The sequence below is a fragment of the Mycobacterium gallinarum genome (assembly GCF_010726765.1).
Classification (GTDB): domain Bacteria; phylum Actinomycetota; class Actinomycetes; order Mycobacteriales; family Mycobacteriaceae; genus Mycobacterium; species Mycobacterium gallinarum.
Window position 1 is genome coordinate 19,912 of record NZ_AP022601.1, and the last position, 22,890, is coordinate 42,801.

Consider the following 22,890-nt stretch of genomic DNA (forward strand, 5'->3'; position numbering starts at 1 on the left):
CGGAGGGGAGCATAGCCGTGACCAATAGAGTGTCGGCTGTCTTGTGGCGCCTCGGCATCTTCGTGCTCGTGTGCGCTCTGGGTGCATTTGCCCTCTTTGCCGTCTTCGCGCAGCTGCGCTTCGAGCGCGAACAGACCTATACCGCTGTCTTCACCAACGTCAGCGGACTGGAGAGCGAGGATTTCGTCCGCATCGCCGGTGTGGAGGTCGGCAAGGTCCAAACCATCACAGTCCGCGATGACTCCACGGTGCAGGTCGAGTTCGGGGCCGACGACTCGGTGGTACTGACCGACGGCAGCCGCGCTGTCATCAAATACGACAACCTGATCGGAGACCGCTACCTGGCGATCGAGGAAGGCGCGGGCGGGACCAAGAAACTGCGGCCCGGCGACACGATTCCGTTGAATCGCACCGCGCCGGCACTGGATCTGGACGCCGTGATCGGTGGGTTCCGGCCGCTGTTCCGCGCCCTGGACCCCACACAGGTCAACACTCTCACCAGCCAACTCATCGCAGCTTTTCAGGGTCAAGGCGCCACGATCGGTTCCATACTGGCTCAGACCGCAGCGCTGACGAACACTCTGGCCGACCGAGACGAGCTGATCGGGCAAACCATCGTCAACTTGAACGTGGTGCTGGGATCGCTGGGCGACCACAGCGAGCAATTCGGCAAGGCTGTCGACTCGCTGTCGCAGCTCGTGCACGGGCTGCAAGCCCGCAAGCAGGACATCAGCAACGGAGTGGCCTACGCCAACGAGGCGGCCCGCTCGATCGCCGATCTTCTCGCACAAGCCCGACCACCGCTGCAGAAAACTGTGCACGAGACCGATCGCACCGCGACCGCTGTGCTCGCAGATCGTGACTACTTCGACAACCTCCTCAAAACATTGCCCGACGCCTACCGAGTACTGCTGCGGCAAGGGCTCTACGGCAACTACTTCGCCTTCTACCTGTGCGATCTGCTGCTGAAAGTGAATGGAAAGGGCGGACAACCCGTGTACATCAAGCTGGTCGGACAAAGTAGCGGCAGGTGCACACCCCAATGAAGCCGTTCGCGGAGCGCAACTTCGTTCTCATGGGAACCATCGGTGTATTGGCCACCGCCGTGCTCGTGGTCGGCGCGCTCAACTACAACAAGCTGCCGTTCGTCTCCTCCGGCAAGACCTATTCGGCGTATTTCGACGAGGCTGGAGGACTGACCACCGGAGCTCCGGTGCGGGTGTCGGGCGCTCCCGCCGGCCAAGTCGAGAGCATCACGCTCGACGGGGAGTGGGTACTGGTCGAGTTCACGGTGGCCGACGGTATCCGGCTGGGGGACCGCAGCGAGGCGTCGATCAAGACGACCAGTGTGCTTGGCAATAAGGTCCTTGATCTCACTACCCGCGGCGCGGGGACACTCTCCGGCGCCATCCCTGTCGAGCGGACGACCTCACCGTATCAATTGCCGGACGCCCTCGGAGACCTTACGACTACCATCAGCGGGCTCGACACCGAGCAACTGTCAACATCGTTAACAGTGCTGTCCCAGACGCTCCAAGACACCCCCGATGACCTGCGCCTCGCCGTCGCGGGTGTCGCACGTTTCTCGGAAACTCTCAACCAGCGCGATGCCCGGCTGCGCGAACTGCTCGCGAACGCCGCCAAGGCGACCACCGTCCTGGGCGAACGCACCACCGACATCGTGCGTCTGATCTCCGACACCAATGCGTTGCTGGCCCAGCTGCGTTCGCAAAGCGCTGCGCTGGATGAGATCTCGACGAACATCACTCAGCTCAGTCGGCAGATCGCCGGGTTCATTGCGGAAAACAAGACGACGCTCAAACCTGCACTCGACAAACTCAACGAGGTTCTCGCGATCCTCGACAACCGGAAAGTTCAGATCCAAGAGTCCATCAAAGGACTGACGGCCTATGCAATGCAGTTCGGCGAGACCGTCGCTGCCGGTCCCTTCTTCAACGCTTACCTCGCCAACCTAGTGCCTGGACAGTTCATTCAACCGTTCGTCGATGCGGCATTCTCCGATCTCGGTCTGGATCCCAACGTGCTGCTGCCCTCCGAGCGCACCGACCCCCAGGTGGGCCAGCCCGGCACCCCGGCGCTACCGATTCCATATCCGAGGACCGGCCAAGGCGGCGACCCCAAATTGACTCTGCCGGATGCGATCACTGGAAACCCGGGCGATCCCCGCTACCCGTATCGCGAACCCGTACCGGCCCCACCGCCAGGCGGCCCCCCGCCAGGTCCGCCGGCACCCCCGCCACCCGATCAGCAGGTCCCACAGCCGCCGACGCCAAGCCCGGTCTTCGTGCCGGCGCCCGACGAAGTCGCGCCCGGACCAACAGGCTCCTCGATCCCCCAAGGCAGACCATGACAAACTCTCGGACCAAACTCGCATTGGCAATCGTTTTGGTGAGCCTCATTGTGGGCGGCGCGATTGCGGCGACGCGTGCGGCACACCAGGTCGATCGTGTGCACGTCGTCGCCTACTTCGACAACAGCAACGGAGTGTTCGTCGGCGATGATGTGCGTATCAAGGGCGTTCGCGTAGGCGGGATCGAGGCCATCGAACCGCAGCCCACACTAGTCAAAATCGCGTTCTGGTTCGACGCCAAATACACGGTGCCCGCCGAGGCCAAAGCGGTGATCCTGTCGCCGACGCTGGTGACCTCTCGCGCCATCCAATTGACCCCCGGCTACACCGGTGGCCCAATGCTGCAGGACAACGCCGTCATCCCCAGAGAACGCACCGCTGTTCCAGTGGAGTTCGACGAATTCCGGCAACAGCTCGAACGGTTGACGACACTGCTGCAGCCAACCGAGCCCGGCGGAGTCAGCACGCTGGGCGCCCTAGTAAACACCGCCGCCGACAACTTGCGTGGCCAAGGCCCGGCAATACGCGACGCCATCATCAAGTTGTCACAGTCGGTGTCCGCGCTAGCCGATCACAGTCCGGACATCTTTAGCAGCGTCAAGAATCTTTCGACACTCGTGTCTGCGCTGCAGGACAGCACTGTGCTGATACGTCAGCTGAATCAGAACCTGGCGGCGGTAACCGGACTACTGACCAACAACCCAACCGAAGTCGGGGACGCTGTGAAGAACCTCAATGACGTGGTGGGCGACCTTACGGCCTTCGTCGCCGCAAACCGCGAGACGATCGGCGCCACGTCGGACAAGTTGACGTCGGTCTCCGATGCACTGACGGGCAGCATCGACGACATCAAACAGCTGCTGCATATCGCGCCGACGACGTTGTCAAACGCCGCCAACCTCTACAAGCCCGCCCAGGGCACACTCACCGGAGTGCTCAACGTCGCCAACTTTTCGGATCCGATCACTTTTTTGTGCGGCGCAGTACAGGCCGCCTCGCGACTGAACAGCGAACAATCGGCGAAATTATGCGTGCAGTACTTGGCGCCGATCATCAAGAACCGCCAATATAACTTCCCCCCGATCGGGGTGAACCCGTTCGTCCAGGCCAGCGCCCGGCCGAATGAAGTGACGTACAGTGAGGACTGGATGCGGCCGGACTACGTTCCGCCGCAACCGATTTCGCCACCCGATGCAACCGCCTCCGACCCGAATGCGCCGCCACCGCTTGCCGGGCCAGCGCTGCCTGCTGAAGCCCCGGTGCCGGTTTCTGGCCCGTCGGGTCAGCCCACCGATCCGGCCGCCGGGCTGCCCGGCATGATGATTCCACCCGGGGGCGGCTCATGACGGGGAAGCGCTGCTTTCGTGCCGCCGCGGTGCTCGTGATCGCGCTGACCATCGCCGCGCTGCCGGGATGCGGTTTTCGCGGCTTGAACTCCTTTCGGCTGCCCGGGACGCAAGGCCACGGGCAGGGCTCTTACACGATCCAAGCCGAAATGCCCGATGTCGAAAACCTTCAGCCGAACTCGCGTGTCCGAGTGGGTGACGTCAATGTGGGTACGGTCACGAAGATCGAGCGTCGAGGGTGGCATGCGCTGCTTACCCTCGCACTCGATGGTGGCGTCGACCTTCCCGCCAACTCGACCGTGTCGCTGGGTCAAACCAGCCTGCTGGGCTCGCTACACATCGAGTTGGCGCCCCCCACCGATGTTCGCCCGGCGGGAAAACTCCGGGCCGGTTCGCTGATTCCGTTGTCCTCGGCTGGGGCCTACCCGTCCACCGAACAGACCCTGGCGTCGGTCTCCCTCCTGCTCAACGGCGGCGGAGTGGGGCAGGTACAGGACATCACCACAGCACTCACGTCCGCGCTGGGAGGCCGCGAAAACGAATTCCGCAGCCTGCTCACACAACTGGACACCTTCACCGCCAACGTCAACGGTCAAATCGACGACATCATCGCGGCCACCGAGAGCCTCAACAATCTGGCCGCCCAGTTCGCCGCACAAAAACCGGTCATCGACAAGGCGCTAGAAACGATTCCCGACGCGCTGGCGGTGATTAACGCCGAACGCGACCAGCTCGTGGAGGCGGTCGACCAGCTCGGCAAATTCGGCGCACTGGCCGCCGACACAGTCAACCAGTCGCAAGAGTCATTGATCCAGATCTTGAACGACCTGGGACCGGTACTGGAATCACTGGCGAACGCCGGTCCCGCGTTGACCCGTTCACTGAACCTGTTCACCACGATTCCGTTTGTGAAAGACAACCTGACCAAGTGGTGGCGGGGTGATTACGCCAATATCACCACCATCGTCGACTTGACATTAAGTCGCATCGACGCGGCGCTATTCACCGGTACCCGGTTCGAAGGCAACCTCACCGAACTCGAATTGCAGTGGGGCCGCACGATCGGGCAACTGCCAAGCCCCTACACCGCGCGAAATCCGCTAATTGTCCCCTACCGGTTGGACCAAGGACCGTAATGTACCTGAGTAAACGAGTTCGGGTGCAGCTGGCCGTGTTCGGAGCGGTGACGCTGTTGGCCGGTGGAACCATGGGCTTCTACTACCTTCGGCTGCCGAGCCTGCTCTTCGGTGTCGGCCGCTATCAGGTCACCATGAAGCTTCAGGACTCAGCAAGCCTGTACGACAACGCCAACGTGACCTACCGCGGCGCGACGGTAGGCCGGGTCTCAGATGTCCGCCTCAGTGACACGGGCGTCGACGCCGTGCTGTCGCTGCAGTCAGACATCAAGATCCCGGCCGACCTCGACGCTCACGTGGGCAGCCAGACCGCGGTAGGCGAATTGTTCGTCGACCTCGTCCCGCGAAGCGGTGACGGCGCGCCGTTGGAGAACGGCGACGTGATATCGGCCGACCGCACCTCGGTCCCTGCCGACATCAACGCACTGCTGCGGGGTGTCAACACCGGTGTCCAAGCGATCCCGCGCAACAACCTCAAAACGGTGATCGACGAGTCCTACACGGCTTTCGGTGGTCTGGGGCCTGAACTTTCCCGGCTGACCCGGGGTGCCACCACGCTCGCGATCGATGCGCGCAACAACCTGCCTGCACTGACCACCCTGATCGACGAATCCAAGCCCGTCCTTGATACCCAGACCGAAACCTCCGACTCCATCCAGACCTGGGCAGCCAATCTCGCTCAAATCACCAATCAGTTGCAGCTGCACGACGAATCGGTGAAAGGCCTACTGGTCAACGGACCCCCCGCCGCTGACCAGGTACGTCAGCTGTTTGACCGCGTACGGCCCACTCTGCCCATCCTGCTGGCCAATATGGTCAGCCTCGGGCAAGTGGCCCTGACCTATCAACCCAATCTCGAGCAGATCCTCGCCCTCTACCCGATTGAGATCGCCGGCCTCCAAGGTGCCGCACTGGCCAACCGAAACACCAAACAGGACTACAAAGGTGTGTTCTTGTCCTTCAACCTGAACCTCAATGTGCCCCCGCCGTGCAGAACGGGATACCTACCCGCCCAACAGCAACGCGTACCGTCTGAAGTGGATTACCCACCGAAGCCCGCCGGTGACTTCTACTGCCGGATACCGCAGGAATCCGGCCTCACGAACGTCCGCGGAGCGCGCAACCTGCCCTGTGTGACTCGGCCGGGAAAGCGTGCGCCCACGGTGAAGATGTGCGAAAGCGACGAAAACTACGTACCACTCAACGACGGCACCAACTGGAAAGGCGATCCGAATGCGACGCTGTCCGGTCAGGCGGTTCCGCAGCTGCCGCCAGGAACGCCACCGCCCACCCCGGTGCCGGCGACCGCCCCGATTCCGGTCGCCGAGTACGACCCGAGCACAGGCAGCTACATCGGACCGGATGGAAAACAGTACAGGCAGGCGGATTTGGGCCGGAATGCTGCCGGGGATCAGACCTGGCAGGACATGCTGCTTCCGCCAAAGGACGGTGAACGGTGACCATCCACACCGCCGACGACCCGGCCGACGATCCCACAGCGAGTGGGACGGCCCCTGATGACACCGTCGATGTCGGTTCGGCCGAAGGCGCCGACGGCGGGGACCCCGAAGTCGCCAACGAAAAACAACATGGGGACACCGCGCCCCCCTCGCGAACCCCGATGCCGCCGCAGCGACTAGCGCTTGTGATGGGGTTGCTGGCGGCCGTGACGATGGCCGCACTAGCCAGTTGGCTGGGCTACCAGGCCCGCCAAACGCATGAGTCCTCCGAACAACGGCAGCTGTTTGTTCAGGTCGGACGTCAAGGAGCACTGGATCTAACCACGATCGACTGGCAGCACGCCGATGCCGACACTAAGCGCATTCTCGACTCGGCGACTGGCACGTTCTACGACGAGTTCTCCCAGCGGTCACAACCATTCATCGACGTGGTCAACAAAGTGAAGTCCAAATCGGTCGGCACCATTACTGAGGCGGGCTTGGAGTCCCAGTCTCATGACACGGCCCAAGTGCTGGTCGCGGTCAGCGTGAAGACCACTGTCGGCGATGGGCCCGAACAGGAGCCCCGAGCATGGCGAATGCGCGTCACGGTGCAGAAGGTTGGCAACGATGTGAAGGTCGCCGACGTGGAGTTCGTGTCGTGAGAACTTCACCAGCGAAAGATGAACAGGATGATGCCGTCCACTCCGCCGAAGTCGACGATCCACCGCCATCACCCGGGAACGCATCGAGCAACTCGTCGGGATGTGAGTCCGGCGACGCGCCAGAATGCCAGGACCCTGGCGATGTCGACTCGACAGACGATCGTCGCGGCACCTTTGTGCGGATGCTCGCATTCTGGCTCTTGCCCTTTACCGCGTTGTTGTTGGCGCTGGGTGCGGCCTACTTCAAGTATCAAGCGGGGACCGCCGCTGGCACGGACCGCGCCCGCGCGGAAACCGTTCAGGTCGCCACCGAAGCGACGGTCGCGATGCTGTCCTACACGCCTGAAACGGCAGCCGAGAAACTGAAGGATGCGCGCGATCGACTGACGGGACCGCTTCGCGACTCATATACATCGTTGACCGACGATGTCGTAATTCCGGGAGCACAGCAGAAGCGAATCTCGGCCACCGCCAGGGTGTCAGCCGCTGCCTCCGTGTCCGCCGGTAAGAACCGTGCCATCGTCTTGGTGTTTGTCGACCAAACCACCACCGTGGGCAACGACGCGCCGACAGACACCGACTCCGTCGTTCAGGTCAGCCTCGACAAAGTCGGATCCCGCTGGCTGATATCGGGTTTCGAGCCGAAATGAGCACCATCCCAACCTCAAGGTCTGCTGGTGTCTCCCTCGTCAGCCCGATGGCAGCGTGTGAGGAGGTGGGATTTTGAGTGGTCTGCCGGCGGTGAGACCGTTTTGCATCGACGTCGCTGATGACGTTCTCGATGATCTACGAACGCGTCTGTCGCGGACCCGTTGGCCCGAAGCCGAGTGTGTACAGGACTGGACCCAGGGCATCCCACTCGGGTACACCCGCGACCTGACCGCGTATTGGGCCGACGTATACGACTGGCGGTCCCGTGAAGCCGCCCTCAACCGATTCGATCAGTTCATCGTCGAAATCGACGGCGTGGACATCCATTTCATTCTCCAGCGATCTCCGCACGAAGAGGCTTTCCCGCTGGTCATCACCCACGGTTGGCCTGGCTCGATCGTGGAGTTCCGCAACGTGATTGAGCCACTGACCAATCCGACTGCCCACGGCGGACGCGCCGAGGACGCCTTCCACGTGGTCTGCCCGGCGCTTCCCGGCTACGGCTTCTCCGGCAAGCCCACCCACTCCGGGTGGGGTGTTGAAAGAATCGCGCAGGCGTGGGAGGCGCTCATGCTGCGACTTGGCTACGAGCGCTACGGTGCCCAAGGCGGCGACTGGGGAGCAGCTATCACCACACAAATGGGCCGCAACCGCGGCCACTGCGCCGCCATCCATCTGAACATGCCGATCGCTTACCCTCCCGCGGGCGGCATCGCCGATCCGACCGAGGAAGAACAGCTGGCCCTGGCCGCCCTGACGGCTCATCAGCGTTGGGGGACAGGCTATTCCGAGCAGCAATCCACCCGGCCACAGACCATAGGCTACGGACTGGCCGATTCGCCAGTCGGCCAGATGGCGTGGATCGTCGAGAAATTCGCAGCGTGGATGGACTGCGACGGGCATCCCGAGAACGTGCTCAGCCGCGATGAGCTCCTCGACAACGTCATGATCTACTGGGCTACCAACAGTGGCTCCTCGTCGGCCCGGTTGTACTGGGAGAGCTTCAAGACCCTGGACGCGACAACTCGTGTGGAATTGCCCACCGGTATTGCTGCCTTTCCCAAGGAGGTCCTGCGCTCACCACGAAGTTGGTGCGAACCGATCTACAACATCACCCACTGGACGACCATGCCGCGCGGCGGGCACTTCGCCGCTTTGGAACAACCGGGTCTCTTTGTCGACGACGTCCGCGAATTCTTCGAAACCGTGCGGTGATACGGCCAGTTGGCAGGCCACGAAGCCTTGGTAGCACACCTGCGATGAGCTAAACTCTCTGCATTGCGGAGATCCGATCTGCTAGCAAGAGGACACGTACGAACATAGGGGCACGTGTCAACTGTCAAGGAGGCTACGAGTGGTAGACGACGCACGCAGTGCAGTCATGAGAACGTGGACGCTACCCCTAGGTGCCGCGACTTTGCAGAGCCAGAGCGTCTACGACGTCGAGGACCCGTGCACCGGCAACGTGCTGACCCAGGTGCCCGACTGCAGCGGCGAAGATGTCGACAGGGTGGTGACAACTGCACATGCCGCTCAACGCGAGTGGGCGCTGCGGACGCCTCGCCAGCGCGCCACCGCGCTGCGGGCTTTGGCGACACTCATGCGCGATCACTCCGAAGAACTCGCGCTGCTCGACGCCGTTGACGGCGGCTTTCCATTGCCTGCGATGCGCGACGATGTCACTTGGGCGGCCGACGTGTTGGAGCTGATGGCAGACGGCGCGCTCAACCTCGGCGGGCGGACTATCCCTCTCGGCGAACCTGCACTACACGCTGCAGCAACCGTACGGCGTGGTTGCTCGAATCGTGCCCTTCAATCATCCTGTCCTATTTGCAGGAGCCAAGATCGCCGCTCCGCTGATGGCGGGAAACGCCGTGGTGCTCAAAGCTCCCGATCAGACACCGTTGTCGGCCATCCGGCTCGCCGAGCTCGCCAGGGAGGTCCTGCCCGAAGGCCTATTTGGGGTGGTAACCGGACATGGGGCGACTGCCGGCGCCGCGTTGGTCGCTCATCCACTAGTCCGGCGAATCGGCTTTATCGGCTCCCCGGGCACGGGCCGCCATATCCAGCGCTTGGCCGCCGAGCACGGCGTCAAATACGTCACGCTGGAACTCGGCGGCAAGAACCCCATGATCGTCATGCCCAACGCCGACCTGGAGGCGGCTGCCAAAAGCGCCGTCATAGGGATGAACTTCACCACCACAGCCGGCCAATCATGCGGATCAACAAGCAGACTGCTGCTGCACGAAGCGATCGCTGACGAGGTGATTAATTTAGTCGTCGATCAAGTCGCTGCCATCAAGGTAGGCGACCCGCTCGTTGACGGCACAGACATGGGACCCGTCATCGACCAAGCGCAATACTCAAAGTCGCTGCAGGCCATCGAATCAGGACGGGCGGCCGGCGCCAGCGTGCTTACCGGTGGGGGACGCGCGCAGGGTGTTGGGCCCGAAGGCTGGTATGTCGCACCGACCGTATTGACCGACGTGGCACCACAAGCCGCCGTCGCCCGCGACGAGATCTTCGGGCCCGTTCTTTCGGTGCTAACCGTTCGCGACGAAGCCGAGGCTGTTCAAGTCGCCAACAGCGTCGAGTTCGGATTGACCGCCGCGGTGTGGACCAACGACTTAAGCCAAGGTCACCGCATGGCTGCGGGACTTGATGCCGGCTACGTCTGGATTAATGGCAGCGCACGCCACTACTGGGGGTTGCCATTCGGAGGCTGGAAGTCATCAGGCGTTGGATCGGAAGAATCTACGGAGGAATTGCTGTCCTACACACAAGTCAAGGCGGTAACCGTCACCATGGAATAAGGCGCGTCCATCCCCGGTCGGACACGGATCGGCGAATGTCAATGCGTAGCAGTGGATTCGGAGCACCGTCTAGTCGCCTCCCAGACCTAGTAAGTAGGTGACCGAAGCTTCAATGTGACGCGACGCGTTCGAGGTCCACCGCACCGAAGTCGGGCAGCGGTGACCGCCGGACACCGCAGCGAAGGGGTCGTAGTTCTGTGAATGAAAGTGCTGTCGGACAGCTGAGCCGCCGACGTAAGGCCTTCGTCTTGGCGTCCTGCTGCATGAGCGTGCTGATTGTGTCGACTGACGTGACGATCGTCAACGTTGCAATCCCGAGCATCCGCGCCGAGTTTTCGGCGTCGCCTTCGCAAATGCAGTGGCTCGTCGACATTTACACCTTGATGGTGGCCTCGCTGTTGCTGCTCTCGGGTGCCACGGCCGACCGATTCGGCCGGCGGCGCACATTGCAGATCGGGTTGATGGTCTTCGCATCGGCCTCCCTACTCTGCAGCGTGGCTCCCAACGTCGAAACGCTGATCGGCGCCCGCTTCCTGCAAGCTATCGGCGGCTCGATGCTCACCCCTGCTGGATTGTCGATCGTCACTCAGGTGTTCACCGGCAGAGTGGAGCGCGCACGTGTGATCGGCATATGGGGGGGCGTCGTAGGCATCTCGATGGCGTTGGGTCCGATCGTGGGCGGAATACTTATCGAGTACGTCGACTGGCGAGCAGTGTTCTGGATCAACGTGCCGATCTGCGCAGTAGCCGTACTATTGACCGCTGTCTTCGTTCCCGAATCCAAGTCGGTCACCATGCGCGACGTCGACTTGATCGGCTTGGGCCTGGGCATGGCCTTCCTGTTCGGACTGGTTTTCGTGCTCATCGAGGGGCCAGGAATGGGCTGGACCGACACGCGCGTCGTCGTCACATGCGGTCTCTCAGCCATTGCGTTCGCGATTTTCCTGCGCTACGAGTCACGCCGCCCCGACCCGTTCGTCGAGCTGCGATTCTTCCGCAGCATCCCGTTCGCTTCGGCGACGGCCATCGCGGTGTGCGCATTCGCTGCATGGGGCGCGTTCGTATTCATGATGTCGATGTATTTGCAAGGGGAGCGCGGGCTCTCCGCGGTGCACACGGGCCTGATGTTTCTGCCCGTCGCAGTCGGCGCACTCATTTTCTCGCCTCTGTCTGGCCGGCTGGTGGGGCGATTCGGTGCCAGACCGTCGCTGATGATCGCCGGGGCGTTGATTGCCGCCGCGACTCTAATGTTCGCGCAGTTGAGCGACGCTACCCCGCAATGGCAGATGCTGGTCGCCTTCGCGGTCTTCGGCATCGGTACTTCGATGGTGAACGCACCGATCACCAACGCGGCCGTCAGCGGTATGCCGATCGACCGTGCCGGTGCGGCGGCGGCCATCACGTCCACCAGCCGCCAGGTGGGCGTGGGAATCGGTGTGGCCCTTTGCGGTTCGGTCGCTGGTACGGCACTGGGCGACACCAACGTCGATTTCGCGGTCTCCGCCCGGCCGCTTTGGCTGGTGTTCGCCGGAGTTGGTGTGCTAATTATCGCGCTCGGTGTCTATTCGACGTCGAAGCGTGCGCTGCGCTCAGCAGAGCACCTGGCGCCGCTGATCGCAGGAACCGATCCGCGACGGGAGGCTGCCGGTGTCGCATAATCCAGAAGCGGACGAGGTCTGGCGCGTGATGACCACACTGGTCACCGACAACCGCGACAGCTGGAGGCGAGCGACCGCCGACCAAACGGGGCTGCCATTCAGTCGCATCCGAATCCTGCTCCGGCTGGCCCGTGGTTCGATGACCGTCAAAGAGGTCGCGCAAGCCGTGACAATCGATGCCCCGGCGGCCACGGTGGCGGTCAACGATCTGGAGGACCGCGGGCTAGTCATGCGTCAGACTATTCCCACCAACCGGCGATGCAAAGTGGTTTCACTGACCGACCGCGGCTGGTCGATGGTGGCCGCGATCCATGGGATCGACGACCCGGCTCCCGAAGCGCTTGCGGCACTTGATAGTAACGAGCTAAAGGCTTTGCGAGACGCGATAGCCAAAATCAGCGCTCCCGCCAAACACCGCGGCGTGAACGCTGAACGAACGGCTGTCAGTCCACCAGTCGGCGCATAGACGGCTTGAACTAGGCGCGCGCCTCGTGGTGGTGATGGACTTCGGCCATCGAGCCCACCGATCATCCTCGAAGTTTGCGCGTTGTTCGTCGCCGAGTTTCCAGGGGGCCAAATGAAATACAGGAATACCCAGTTAATCCTGGCGTGCCCCGGCGTGGGTCTGCAGGGATGCCACCTAGCACTGCAGGTACCACGGTAGCCTAAATAATAGCTTGCAAACAGTTGCTATCCTATGTAAACTCGCAGTGGTGTAGCTCACGTAAGTGCTCATGTTTCTGCAGGCAGGAATCGACAGGAAGGTGCGCCTGGTGAATTCGATGGCGCCTGATGCGACGACAATGCGACTATTAGAGAATGCGCGCGGCTCCATCCTGAAGGGCCGCCTCCCTGCGTCTCTCATTGCTAATGCGGCGCTCTACCAGCTTGAAATAAAGCGAGTGTTCGGCAGGACATGGCAGTTTCTCTGCCACGAAGACGAGATCCCTAATCCAGGCGATTATGTTGTCCGCTACATCGCTGATAACTCTATTATTGTTGCGCGGCAGCAGGATATGACGATTCGGGCGATGTCGAACTCGTGCCGGCACCGCGGCACGCTGCTTTGCCGAACCGAGGTGGGGAATGAGTCGGCATTCCAGTGCCCGTACCACGGTTGGACCTATCGAAACAACGGTGATCTCATCGCGATACCTGCGCAGCAGGCCGTCTACGGTGCTGCGTTCGACAAGAGTCGGCTAGGGTTGCGCGCTCTGCCGATGCTCGACTCGTACGCGGGCCTCGTTTTCGGGTGTGTGTCAGATGAGGCCCCAGGGCTGGATGAGTACCTCGGGGATATGCGGTGGTATCTCGACTTGATGATGAGTAAGAGCGCGGCCGGCATTCAGGTGTGGGGGGCTCCGCAGCGTTGGGTGATTGACGCGAACTGGAAGACAGGCGCTGACAATTTTGTTGGGGACGGCTATCACACGGTCATGACGCACCGCTCCATGTGCGAGTTGGGGTTGTTACCGCCCGATAATGTGGCCGTTTCGCCGGCGCACGTCAGCCTATCGGGGGGGCACGGGGCGGGCGTTTTAGGCGCACCCCCCGGCATACCCGCACCACCGTATATGGGCTATCCCGAGGAAATCGTCTCCGGTCTCAGCGAAGGTTACGGCGATGACGTCCATGGCGAGATGCTGAAACGGACAATGTTCATTCATGGCAATGTGTTCCCGAACTTGTCCTTCTTGAACGCCTTCATCGCCAAGGACGGCGAGTCTATGCCGGTGCCCATTCTGACCTTGCGGCAATGGCGTCCTCTGGACGCGGCGCGCATGGAGGTGTGGTCGTGGTTCTTCGTGGAGCGCAATGCGCCCGAAGAATTCAAGCAGCAATCGTTTGAGACTTATGTTCGGACGTTCGGGGTTGGGGGCGTCTTCGAGCAGGATGACGCCGAGATATTCCAGGCTATTACCAAGGGAACCCGCGGCGAGTTGGCTGGTGGTGTGGAGTTGAACGTGGAGATGGGACTGGACAACTTGGCCCCTGATCCAACGTGGCTGGGTCCGGGACGACCGTTGGCCAGTGGCTACGCCGAACAAAATCAGCGCGAGTACTGGAAGCAGTACTTCGACTATCTGGCCACCCCGAGAAGGGATGAGAACGTATGACGACAACGCTGCCGCAGGATCCACCTCAAGCTGCGAGGGTTTCGCGGGAGGTGCGTGAGGAAATCGAAGACTTCCTTTTCGACGAGGCTGATCTGTTGGATCGCGATGAGTTCGAGGAGTGGCTGGGATTGCTGGCACCGGATGTGCACTATTTCGCGCGCGTCCGTCAGACGCTTCGAAGAGCAGGGGGACGGGGGTTTTCTGAGCGCTCCATGCATTTGAACGATAACTACACGAGCCTGAAGATGCGTATTCAGCGGCACCGAACGTCGTCGGATTGGGCTGAGGATCCTCCCTCGCGGATCCGGCACTTCATAACCAACGTCAGGGTCAGGTCTGGTGACGGCGACGGTCGGTACCGAGTCACCTCGAATGCATTGCTGGTGCGCACGCGCGCGGACGAGGCCAAGGCGGAGACAGTCTCTGCCGAGCGCCGAGACATTATTCGTCGCGACGAGGGGGGTTGGAAACTGGTCCAGCGCGAGATCCTGCTGGATCACACCACGTTGCCCACGCACAACCTGTCATTTTGGATCTAAGGTGCCGGTGAGCTTGACATCAACCTGGCGGCACCTCCGCCGAGACTCCGGCCAACGAAAGTCGGTGCTGCCGAAAGAATCCGGGTCCGTCCTGAAGGTAGGCCGGTAGGTGCGCGCAGCTGTTTATCACGGTCGCGAAGACGTGCGAATCGAAGAACTTCCCGATCCGAGTCCACGTGCGGGAGAAGTGGTCATCGAGGTGGCCCGAGCGGGGATCTGCGGCACAGACCTGCACGAGTACATCGCCGGTCCGATGCATGCTGCACCAGGGGTCGTCATGGGGCACGAATATTCCGGGACGGTGGTCGGCGTCGGGCCCGACGTGCACGAGTTCACCGAAGGTGACCGGGTTTGCGGCGTCGGCGTTTTCGGCTGCGGTGAATGCGGCTCCTGCAAACAGGGCGCTGAAGCACTCTGCGGGACAGTCGGTTTCATCGGCTTCGCTCTCAATGGGGCACTTGCCCGCTACGCATCGGTGTCGGCGAAGGCGTTGTTTCGCATCCCGGATGACATCAGTCTCGTCGAGGCTGCCGTCGTCGAACCGATCGCGTCGGCGTACCACGCTGTTCGCCGTAGCCGGCTGGCAGCGGGTGAGACCGTCTTCATCGCCGGTGCCGGCGCGATCGGCCTTGCCCTTGTGCAGTTCTGCCTTGCTCAAGGTGCGACTCAGATCATCGTCAGTGAGGTTTCGGCATCGCGCCGCGTCGCCGCCCACCGGGTCGGGGCTACTCGCGTAATCGATCCTCTGGTCGAGGATCCAGTCGAGGTGGTTCAGACGTTGACACACGGAAACGGCGTCGATGTCTCCTTCGACGCCGCGGGCGTACAACCCGCGCTTGACGCGGCGTTGAGCGTTCTCCGCCCCCGCGGTCGATTGATGGTCGTGGCGATATGGGAGGCCGCGGCTGGTATCGACATCAATCGAAGCATCATGCGCGAAGCTAATATCGGCTTCTCGTTTTGTTATGAAGCCCAAAGTCAGGTTCCGGCAATTCTCACCTTACTTTCTGTTGGGGCCCTCAGCCTAAGTGAACTGATCACCGATGAGATCCCGTTGGACGCCGTGGTCAGTCAGGGTTTCGAGGAATTGCGCATCAACCGCGATGCACACATAAAAATACTGATCGACCCATCGGCATAGCTGCGATCGCTACCCGCAGTGGATATCACGCCGCCGCACCAAAGGAGTTAAGTGTCCGCGAATATGGAGAGCCTTTTCGACGGTCTCACGGTCCTCGAGCTGGGGCACGTGATCGCGGCGCCTTTCGCTGCGTCGTTGATCGGCGACTTCGGAGCACAGGTCATCAAGATCGAAGACCCCGGCTCGGGCGACATGTTGCGCGGGTCCGGTCCCACGAAGGACGGAGTGCACCTTTGGTGGAAGTCCGCGGCCCGGAACAAGTCAAGCGTGGCTATCGATCTGCGCCTCCCCGAGGGGCAAGCGCTGGTGCGCAAAATGGTCGAACGCGCAGACGTGGTGATCGAAAACTTCCGTCCGGGAACGCTCGAGCGTTGGGGACTGGGATGGGAGGAACTGCACGCAGCCAACCCGCGGCTGATCATGTTGCGGATTTCTGGGTATGGCCAGATCGGCCCGGAGAGTGCGAAGCCGGGATACGGACGGGTCGGGGAGGCGATGAGCGGAGCGGTACACATCACCGGCCACCCTGACCGACCACCGACACATTTCGGTTTCTCCCTGGGCGATGTGACGACAGGAATCATGGGTGCATTCGCTGTTGCCGGAGCACTGTTCAAACGTGAAGTGATCGGGACTCGCTTCGATGGGGAATGTATCGATCTGGCTCTCTACGAATCACTGTTTCGTGGCATCGACTGGCAGGTCATCCTCTACGACCAGTTGAACTTTGTTGCCGAGCGTCAGGGCAACCAGTTCCAGGTCAGCCCGTCACCGGTGTCAGATACTTATCTCAGTTGCGATGGGGTGTGGTACACCGTGGCGACCGGCACCGTGCGGTCAGTGCAGAGCCTTCTCGACCTGTTGGGCGGCACGACTCTGCGCAACGATCCGAGGTACGCGACTCAGGAGCTGCAGATGTTGCACCGCGAAGAGCTCGGCGAGATGGTTCGGAAGTGGTTCGCCGAAAACAACTCCGATATTGTCGAAAAGGCCTGCGCGAGTGCGGGCGTCGTTGCTGCGCGCATATTCACGCCGGCAGAGATGTTCTCAAGTCCCACGTTCGCGGCTCGCCAGAGCCTCGTCGAGGTCGCTGATCAGGAATTGGGTCCGGTCCGTGTCACCGGGGTGGTGCCGAGGCTGACGAACTTTCCCGGATCCGTACGCAGCACCGGGCCCCGTCTCGGGATCCACGGCAAAAGGGTGCTGACTGAGTGGCTCGGCTTGGCCGACTCGCAGTACGAGGCCCTGGTATCTAGGGGTGTCGTCGGAGCGGTCGACGTCGACGGAGAGGATCCCGGGCATTGACTGCGCTGCGCGACAAGGCCTGCATCGTCGGCGTTGGTCATACGGTCTACCGTCGTGGTGGTACTGAGTCTGCAACAGACCTTGGCCTGCAACTTGAAGCAGCCCGTGCCGCGATTGTGGATGCCGGGATGTCGCCTGGTGAGATCGATGGCCTCATCTGCCCTATCAACGGTGGCACGGCCGAAGACTTCGTAGCGAATCTCGGCCTGACACAACTTCGTTACGCGGTGACATCCCATACCGGAGGGGCGGCAAGTGTGGCGGGTCTGGCCACTGCGGCGATGGCGGTGTGGTCGGGCGTCGCGCGTAGTGTCCTCATTGCCGCGGGCTGGTGTGGGTACTCCGGTCCGCGTGCCCGCGGGATGGCGTCGAGCGCGGAGATGGCGATAGGCAAGGTTGTTCGGGACTATTACGCCCCGCAGGGCGCGGTGTCGGCTGTGCACCAGTATGCGCTCGTGGCCGACCGATACGTCCGGAAGTACGACGTGCCGCCTGAAGCGTTGGGGGCCGTGGCAGTTGCGTTTCGCGCTAACGCGCAGCTCAACTCGAATGCGGTGATGTGCGGCCGTGAGTTGACGATGAAGGAATATCTCGACTCTCCACCGATCAGTACGCCGTTTCGTTTGTTCGATTGCAGTTTGGAGACCGACGGGGCAGCTGCGGTGGTGGTATCAGGGGCCGATTGTGCGGCGGACGGTCCGCACCGGCCGGTGTTTGTGATGAGTGTGGCGGAAGGGCGCCCATTTCCCGTCGATGAATTCGCCAACAGGGCAGACCCGTTGGAGATCGGGCTTGCCGAGGCGGCGCCGCGCGCATTTGCCGACGCTGGTGTCGCCCCGTCTGATATCGATCTGTTTGAGGTTTACGACAGTTTCACGATCAACGTGTTGCGTCAGATCGAAGCGACCGGGTTCTGTAAGGCCGGCGAAGCAGCGGATTTCGTGCTCGACGGCCATATAGCCGCCGACGGCTCGTTGCCGACGAATCTCAACGGCGGTTTGCTGTCCGAAGCGCACGTGCAGGGGATGAACAATCTGGTCGAGGCGGTGCGGCAGCTGCGCGGGGGTTTAGCCCAGCGGCAGGTCCACAATGCGGAATTAGCGGTAGTGACCGGTATGGGCGGCGGATGGGGTTCAGGTGCTCTCGCCATATTGCGTCGGTGACAGCGTCGTGACCGGCGTGTTCACGAGAGGCCCGGTGTGACGCGAATGGGAGCGGATGTCGCAACACCGCCACTGCCATCCCTGGAAGGTCTCACGGCGGAGTTTTACGGCCACTGCCGACGTCAAGAGCTGTCGTTTCAGCGATGCTCAAGCTGCGGTCGTTGGCGTCATGTTCCTCGCCTGGCGTGCGTCGGGTGCGGCAGTAACGCATGGTCTTGGCAGAGGTCGTCGGGTAGGGGAGTGGTATTCAGCTTCACGGTTATTCACCGCGCGCTGCATCCCGGTTTCGACGAGGACGTCCCGTTCGTGTGTGCCGTCGTCGAAATGGATGAGGGTGTGCGGATGGTGGCACGGATAGTGGACGAAGTTGCCGACCGGACAGCGACGCTGGCGGATGCGGCCGTCGAGGTTGTCTACGTGCATGTCGCCGATGATGTTGTGCTACCGGCATTTCGGCTGTCCACTGCGGAAGCGCGGGGCAATGAACGCCGCTGACGAGTTACGCGATCGTGTCGGTGAGAAGATCCGCTTCCGCGGCGCCGACTCGGTGACGCAAAATGATATCCGCCGCAAATTAGAGGTTTTCACCTTTTCCTGCCCACTGCATGACGACGAGGCGGCAGCGAAGTCACACGGCTATCTCGGCGTCGTGGCTCCGGTGACAATGACTCCGCTGTGGGGACTACCGCCGTATTGGGCACCCGGCCAGCCCAGTCCTTATCTGGCCGACGGGCAGGAAATGACAGGGAATATCACCGACACGTTGGCTCTGCCGTTCAGCCGATCGGTCAACGTCAGTAGCGAGTGGCAGTACCACACACCGCTATACCTCGGGGACAGGCTGAATGGGACTACGACGATAATCTCGGTAGAGCAGAAGCGAACCCGGGTCGGTACCGGAATCTTCCTGCAATACGAGTCAGAGTATTTGAAGGATTCTGGAGAACTGGTCGCGCTCAACCGAAATACCGTCTTCAACTACGACGCCTCGAGGCCCCGGCATGAGCCCGACACTTCCGCACGCACCCAGCAGGGCGTCCGTCCCCGCCCACCTCAAGTGCACGATGCCGATATCCGTGTCGATTGGACCACGCCACTTGAGTTCGACGACGTTGAGGTCGGTGCTGAAGTGCGCGGACCGGCTTTGGCCCTGACCTACCAACGCATTGTGATGAACATTGCCGCGGATCGCATGTTTTCCGGGATACACCACAGCGCCGCGGCCGCGCATGCCGCGGGGCTGCCCGACATCATCTTCAATACTCGTGGCCTGGAAACCCTTTTCGAGATCGGGCTTCGTCGCTGGATGGGCCTTCGCGGCAGGTTGGTGCACCTCGGTCCATTCAAGATGAGTGCCTCGATTCACCCGGGCGATATGGTGCAGGCGCGATGGACTGTGACCGGCAAGCATGCGCAGGCCGGGGCAGAAGCCGTAGATCTCCAATTCGGCGTCTTCGCTGGGGATCGGCAAGCGGTGCAAGGGATCGCAATTATCACGCTCGATGGGAAAAGCAATGCTAATCAGAGTTCTGTAGGAGAAGGAGGGTCCCTTTGAGTGTCATCAAGGCGGACGAGGAAGTCTGCCAGGGCTACGCGAACTGTGTCGTCGCAGCGGCCGACATTTTTGACATCGGTGATGCGGGAACCGTTGTCATTCTTGATGACACGGTAGCCGAGAGCGATGAGGCCCGGATTGTCACTGCAATTCGCAGTTGCCCCGTCTCGGCTCTACGTCTCGAAACGGCGTGAGCGAGACGGCCGTGAACGGCGCAAATACCAGGGGGTCAATGCGTCAATTTATGGAGGAGACGAGTCGTTGCCCGAATGTGCTTGCCGCTCAACCGATATGAGCTCTCATGTATTACAGACCGATCAGAATATTGTTTACCTACGAGGTACGACGTGAAATCGACACTTGGCAGACGGCGTGACGGTTTGTGGCGATCTGAGTTACGGCTGTCTACGGGTGGCTCGGGCATTACAGCAAAGGAAAGGTACCGATGACGTTAGAAATGAGTACTTCAGGCGGTGCGGATCGGACCGCTCGTAGTCTCGTCGATGTCGATCGCGGGGAGATCAGTCGGGAAATCTTCGTCGATGCTTCGATTTTCAACCTTGAGCTGGAGTGTTTGTTTCCGCGGACCTGGTTGTTTGTGGGTCATGCCTCGCAGGTGTCTGCGCCGGGTCAGTTCTTCTCGTCGAGGATGGGTTCGGATCCGGTGCTGTTGACCCGTGACGCGCAGGGTGGCGTGAATGTCCTGCTGAACTCGTGTCGTCATCGGGGTATGGCGGTGTGTCGCTATGACGAGGGCCGTGCGCTTCAGTTCACCTGCCCTTACCACGGCTGGTCGTACTCGATGGACGGTTCGCTGGTGTCCACTCCAGGAGATTTGCACGGTGTGCCGCAGCAGAGCATGGCCTACGGTAATGACCTTGACAAAGCGAGTTGGGGGCTTGTCAGCGCTGCCAAGGTCCACAATTACAAGGGCCTGATCTTCGCGTGCTGGGATCCCGCTGCCCCGGACTTCGACGAGTATGTCGGTGACTTTCATTATTGGCTGGACAACCTGGCCGATGCTTTCGATGGCACCGAGGGCGCTACGGAGGTGTTCCGCGGAGTGCAGAAGTGGCGCATCAGGTCGAATTGGAAGTTCGTTTCAGAGAATTTTCTCGGCGATACCTATCACGGGGCGACGACTCATGCCTCGGTTGAGCAGGTGGGTATTGGCCCGGGCGGCAGGAATTCGCGGCGCCACGGTGAACGACAGGATCAGGGTGGTTTTTCGAAAGGCCGAGTGAAGACGTCGTTTCGTACGGGTCACGGTGCGTCGGACAACCTGGCGTATGAGATCGCCTATCCTGAGTTCGCCGAAGAACCGGCCTTGAGTGAGTACTTCTCCCAGGCCTGGGCACTCCGTAAAGAGCGGTTGGAGGCGCAGGGCAGACAGCTCGGTGGTCGTGGCCCAGCGACGATGTTCCCCAACATGTCGTTTTCCGCCGGTTTTCCGAGGACGATTCTGGTGTCACACCCGATCAGCCCGACCGAAACCGAGGTGTGGCGCTGGTACCTCATCGACAAGAGCGCACCCGATTATGTACGTGATTGGCTGCGACGTTATTACATGCGCTACTCCGGTCCCGGAGGGATGACGGAGCAAGACGATATGGAGAACTGGAATTACGCGACGCAGGCCAGCCAGGGCGTGATAGCCCGACGCTATCCCTACAACTATCAGCAGGGACTGGGTAAGGAAACTCCCAGTGCGCTCGACAAGGCCGTTCATTCCCACCAACCCATCGCCGGAGAGGTGAATGCACGCGCCTTTTACCGGCGATGGGCCGAGTTCATTGACAACCTCTCGTGGCCTCAACTGACCGAGCTCGCCAAATCCGACGAGAGAGCCGCACAGTCGTGAGCCGAGCGACGGGCGATGAAATTGCCACGAGGCAGGATGCGGTCGAGAAGTTGCTGCTCCAGGCCGAAATCGCCGATTTCCTCAATCGGGAAGCCGACCTGCTCGACGAACGGCGTTACTCCGAGTGGCTTGGTCTGCTCACCGACGACTACGAGTACTCCGTTCCACTGCGGGTGAACGTCGCCTACGACGACCTCGCGGAGCTGGAGCAGACTCAGGAAGGTAACGACATCTGCTGGTTCGACGAGACGAAGGAGACCGTCGCTTTGCGGGTGAAGCAGCTGATGACAGGACTGCACTGGGCCGAAGAACCCGTCTCGCGAGTGTCACACCTGGTCACCAACGTGCGCATCGAGGGGATCGACGGCGCGGAAGTCGATGTGAGTTGCCGGTTCCTGGTGTATCGAAACCGGGTCGCCGATGAGACTGATCTGCTCGTCGGTCGGCGTAAGGACCGGTTGCGCCGCGTCGCTGGTGACTGGCAACTGTGCCGTCGCCGGCTACTCCTCGATCAATCGGTGTTGCTCGCCAAGAACCTCTCGATCATCTTATGAAGCGGGACTCTATCCTTGAACTCTTGACCTTCAGTACGCGAAAATATATTGTTGTCTAAACATAATGCAATGGTGCGCGACCAACGAGGGGGCAGCTGGAATGTCTACTTCGCTCCAACCGAAGCGGCGTGCCGATGATGTGACCGCCCTGCGAGTGATGACAGAGGAAATGCGCCCGCTTCTCGTCGGCGACGGGTATCAGATGTTCGATGTGCGCGCTCCGCAATCATCTGGACCTCCACCGCACCAACACCCTTGGGATGAAAGCTATGTGGTGCTCGAGGGCGAACTGTGGGTGAGCCGCGGCGGCGAAGAAACGACCCTGCAGGTGGGTGAGGCGATTCGGGTGCCGGCTGGCGTCGTGCACGCCTATCGCGTTCTCTCTGAGGGCGCCCGGTGGCTTACGACCTCGTCTTTCCCGGGGGGCGCGCTGGATTTCTTCTCAGATGTGGATGAAACCTCGAACGGCCCCGGCGACGTGAAGGCCCTTATTGAGGCGGCCAAGCGAAACAATGTCAAATTCGCCGATCCCGCGCTCGGATAGCCGTCGGTTGAATCATCGGGCCGCAGTTGCCA

The 22,890-nt window shown here is 61.5% G+C and carries 21 protein-coding genes and 1 pseudogene; all 22 read left to right on the plus strand.

What is annotated here, in order from left to right; genetic code table 11:
• Positions 1-17 precede the first annotated feature (17 nt).
• The 22 genes and pseudogenes from G6N42_RS00105 to G6N42_RS00210 all read left to right on the plus strand — a co-directional run bounded on the left by G6N42_RS00105 (position 18) and on the right by G6N42_RS00210 (position 22,858).
• Complete coding sequence (locus G6N42_RS00105) at positions 18-1,046, plus strand: virulence factor Mce family protein (RefSeq protein WP_163724473.1); 1,029 nt, start codon at positions 18-20, stop codon at positions 1,044-1,046.
• Positions 1,043-2,371, plus strand: a complete 1,329-nt coding sequence (locus G6N42_RS00110) for an MCE family protein (protein WP_163736717.1) — start codon at positions 1,043-1,045, stop codon at positions 2,369-2,371. Before G6N42_RS00105 ends, G6N42_RS00110 begins: the two co-directional genes overlap by 4 nt.
• Positions 2,368-3,717: an MCE family protein gene (locus G6N42_RS00115; protein WP_163724476.1), complete on the plus strand. Its 1,350-nt coding sequence runs from the start codon at positions 2,368-2,370 to the stop codon at positions 3,715-3,717. Before G6N42_RS00110 ends, G6N42_RS00115 begins: the two co-directional genes overlap by 4 nt.
• On the plus strand, positions 3,714-4,853 hold the full coding sequence (locus tag G6N42_RS00120) for an MCE family protein (RefSeq protein WP_083129061.1): 1,140 nt from the start codon (positions 3,714-3,716) through the stop codon (positions 4,851-4,853). Before G6N42_RS00115 ends, G6N42_RS00120 begins: the two co-directional genes overlap by 4 nt.
• Entirely contained in the window at positions 4,853-6,313 is a 1,461-nt protein-coding gene (locus G6N42_RS00125) for an MCE family protein (protein WP_083129062.1), read from the plus strand. Before G6N42_RS00120 ends, G6N42_RS00125 begins: the two co-directional genes overlap by 1 nt.
• The gene (locus G6N42_RS00130; protein ID WP_083129063.1) at positions 6,310-6,957 is read left to right on the plus strand and encodes an Rv1363c family protein; all 648 of its coding nucleotides are present in this window, start codon (positions 6,310-6,312) and stop codon (positions 6,955-6,957) included. The genes G6N42_RS00125 and G6N42_RS00130 overlap by 4 nt, the downstream gene beginning before the upstream one ends.
• A complete protein-coding gene (locus G6N42_RS00135; protein WP_163724479.1) occupies positions 6,954-7,607 on the plus strand; it encodes a hypothetical protein in 654 nt (217 codons plus the stop codon). The genes G6N42_RS00130 and G6N42_RS00135 overlap by 4 nt, the downstream gene beginning before the upstream one ends.
• 91 nt (positions 7,608-7,698) lie before the next feature.
• Positions 7,699-8,823, plus strand: a complete 1,125-nt coding sequence (locus G6N42_RS00140; protein ID WP_174262198.1) for an epoxide hydrolase family protein — start codon at positions 7,699-7,701, stop codon at positions 8,821-8,823.
• 166 nt (positions 8,824-8,989) lie between these two features.
• A pseudogene (locus tag G6N42_RS00145) lies at positions 8,990-10,421 on the plus strand (aldehyde dehydrogenase family protein).
• 197 nt (positions 10,422-10,618) lie between these two features.
• Complete coding sequence (locus G6N42_RS00150) at positions 10,619-12,079, plus strand: MFS transporter (RefSeq protein ID WP_014211471.1); 1,461 nt, start codon at positions 10,619-10,621, stop codon at positions 12,077-12,079.
• Complete coding sequence (locus tag G6N42_RS00155) at positions 12,069-12,545, plus strand: MarR family winged helix-turn-helix transcriptional regulator (protein ID WP_083129067.1); 477 nt, start codon at positions 12,069-12,071, stop codon at positions 12,543-12,545. The genes G6N42_RS00150 and G6N42_RS00155 overlap by 11 nt, the downstream gene beginning before the upstream one ends.
• A 316-nt stretch (positions 12,546-12,861) precedes the next feature.
• Complete coding sequence (locus G6N42_RS00160; RefSeq protein WP_232076434.1) at positions 12,862-14,196, plus strand: Rieske 2Fe-2S domain-containing protein; 1,335 nt, start codon at positions 12,862-12,864, stop codon at positions 14,194-14,196.
• A complete protein-coding gene (locus G6N42_RS00165; protein ID WP_083129068.1) occupies positions 14,193-14,735 on the plus strand; it encodes an aromatic-ring-hydroxylating dioxygenase subunit beta in 543 nt (180 codons plus the stop codon). Before G6N42_RS00160 ends, G6N42_RS00165 begins: the two co-directional genes overlap by 4 nt.
• A gap of 187 nt (positions 14,736-14,922) precedes the next feature.
• Positions 14,923-15,876 carry a zinc-binding dehydrogenase gene (locus tag G6N42_RS00170; protein WP_286201657.1) on the plus strand — a complete coding sequence of 318 codons (954 nt, stop codon included), beginning with the start codon at positions 14,923-14,925 and terminating at the stop codon, positions 15,874-15,876.
• 51 nt (positions 15,877-15,927) lie between these two features.
• On the plus strand, positions 15,928-17,181 hold the full coding sequence (locus G6N42_RS00175) for a CaiB/BaiF CoA transferase family protein (RefSeq protein WP_014211476.1): 1,254 nt from the start codon (positions 15,928-15,930) through the stop codon (positions 17,179-17,181).
• A complete protein-coding gene (locus tag G6N42_RS00180) occupies positions 17,178-18,344 on the plus strand; it encodes a thiolase C-terminal domain-containing protein (protein ID WP_163724487.1) in 1,167 nt (388 codons plus the stop codon). The genes G6N42_RS00175 and G6N42_RS00180 overlap by 4 nt, the downstream gene beginning before the upstream one ends.
• Positions 18,345-18,389: 45 nt before the next feature.
• Complete coding sequence (locus G6N42_RS31475) at positions 18,390-18,839, plus strand: Zn-ribbon domain-containing OB-fold protein (protein ID WP_286201658.1); 450 nt, start codon at positions 18,390-18,392, stop codon at positions 18,837-18,839.
• Entirely contained in the window at positions 18,826-19,899 is a 1,074-nt protein-coding gene (locus G6N42_RS00190) for an FAS1-like dehydratase domain-containing protein (RefSeq protein ID WP_163724492.1), read from the plus strand. The genes G6N42_RS31475 and G6N42_RS00190 overlap by 14 nt, the downstream gene beginning before the upstream one ends.
• Positions 19,896-20,093, plus strand: coding sequence for a ferredoxin (locus G6N42_RS00195; RefSeq protein ID WP_083129073.1), 198 nt, complete (start codon positions 19,896-19,898; stop codon positions 20,091-20,093). The genes G6N42_RS00190 and G6N42_RS00195 overlap by 4 nt, the downstream gene beginning before the upstream one ends.
• A gap of 251 nt (positions 20,094-20,344) precedes the next feature.
• Complete coding sequence (locus tag G6N42_RS00200; protein WP_014211481.1) at positions 20,345-21,760, plus strand: aromatic ring-hydroxylating oxygenase subunit alpha; 1,416 nt, start codon at positions 20,345-20,347, stop codon at positions 21,758-21,760.
• Positions 21,757-22,314: a 3-phenylpropionate/cinnamic acid dioxygenase subunit beta gene (locus G6N42_RS00205; protein ID WP_163724495.1), complete on the plus strand. Its 558-nt coding sequence runs from the start codon at positions 21,757-21,759 to the stop codon at positions 22,312-22,314. Before G6N42_RS00200 ends, G6N42_RS00205 begins: the two co-directional genes overlap by 4 nt.
• A 100-nt stretch (positions 22,315-22,414) precedes the next feature.
• Positions 22,415-22,858 (plus strand): cupin domain-containing protein, encoded by a 444-nt coding sequence (locus G6N42_RS00210; RefSeq protein WP_014211483.1) that lies wholly within the window; start codon positions 22,415-22,417, stop codon positions 22,856-22,858.
• Positions 22,859-22,890: the final 32 nt, after the last annotated feature.

Bases quoted from the DNA above. Each gene is read 5' to 3' on its own strand.
- G6N42_RS00165 (WP_083129068.1), top strand. From the start codon at position 14,193: ATGACGACAACGCTGCCGCAGGATCCACCTCAAGCTGCGAGGGTTTCG.
- G6N42_RS00210 (WP_014211483.1), top strand. From the start codon at position 22,415: ATGTCTACTTCGCTCCAACCGAAGCGGCGTGCCGATGATGTGACCGCC.
- G6N42_RS00160 (WP_232076434.1), top strand. From the start codon at position 12,862: ATGGCGCCTGATGCGACGACAATGCGACTATTAGAGAATGCGCGCGGC.
- G6N42_RS00200 (WP_014211481.1), top strand. From the start codon at position 20,345: ATGACGTTAGAAATGAGTACTTCAGGCGGTGCGGATCGGACCGCTCGT.
- G6N42_RS00120 (WP_083129061.1), top strand. From the start codon at position 3,714: ATGACGGGGAAGCGCTGCTTTCGTGCCGCCGCGGTGCTCGTGATCGCG.
- G6N42_RS00115 (WP_163724476.1), top strand. From the start codon at position 2,368: ATGACAAACTCTCGGACCAAACTCGCATTGGCAATCGTTTTGGTGAGC.
- G6N42_RS31475 (WP_286201658.1), top strand. From the start codon at position 18,390: ATGGGAGCGGATGTCGCAACACCGCCACTGCCATCCCTGGAAGGTCTC.
- G6N42_RS00125 (WP_083129062.1), top strand. From the start codon at position 4,853: ATGTACCTGAGTAAACGAGTTCGGGTGCAGCTGGCCGTGTTCGGAGCG.
- G6N42_RS00190 (WP_163724492.1), top strand. From the start codon at position 18,826: ATGAACGCCGCTGACGAGTTACGCGATCGTGTCGGTGAGAAGATCCGC.
- G6N42_RS00110 (WP_163736717.1), top strand. From the start codon at position 1,043: ATGAAGCCGTTCGCGGAGCGCAACTTCGTTCTCATGGGAACCATCGGT.